Source organism: Nocardia otitidiscaviarum NBRC 14405, assembly GCF_000308635.1.
Taxonomy (GTDB): domain Bacteria; phylum Actinomycetota; class Actinomycetes; order Mycobacteriales; family Mycobacteriaceae; genus Nocardia; species Nocardia otitidiscaviarum.
Window position 1 is genome coordinate 1 of the sequence record NZ_BAGD01000215.1, and the last position, 331, is coordinate 331.

The following is a 331-nucleotide window of genomic DNA, read 5'->3' on the forward strand; positions in this document are numbered from 1 at the left end:
CGGCGTCGCTGGCGGCGATTTCAGCTGTCACGGGTCAGTCCCTCTCGGATCAGTTGCTCGGCGACCTGTGCGGCGTCCAGGGCGCGTTCTGTGGGCTTGCTGCGCCCGCGCGGGCGTTTGGGCGCGGCCTTGTGGATGAAGCTCGGGATTTGCGATGTCGCGGTGATGGGCGACTCGGACCAGGCGACGAGTCCGCGAACGATCTGGTCGGCGTCGATGCCCGAGGCGAGGCACTCGTCGATGCGTTGGGCGATCTCGTGGAGCACCGTGCCCGGGACGGCCGCGCCGGACTGCTCGGCGTACTTGCGGGCGATGGCGTGCGCGGCTGCCG

Annotated in this window: 1 protein-coding gene; it reads right to left on the reverse strand. The window is 70.4% G+C overall.

The window, feature by feature from the left end; all coding sequences use genetic code 11:
- Positions 1-20 precede the first annotated feature (20 nt).
- The coding region (locus tag ON31_RS29390; protein WP_039818308.1) for a hypothetical protein at positions 21-331 on the reverse strand (311 nt) is incomplete at its 5' end.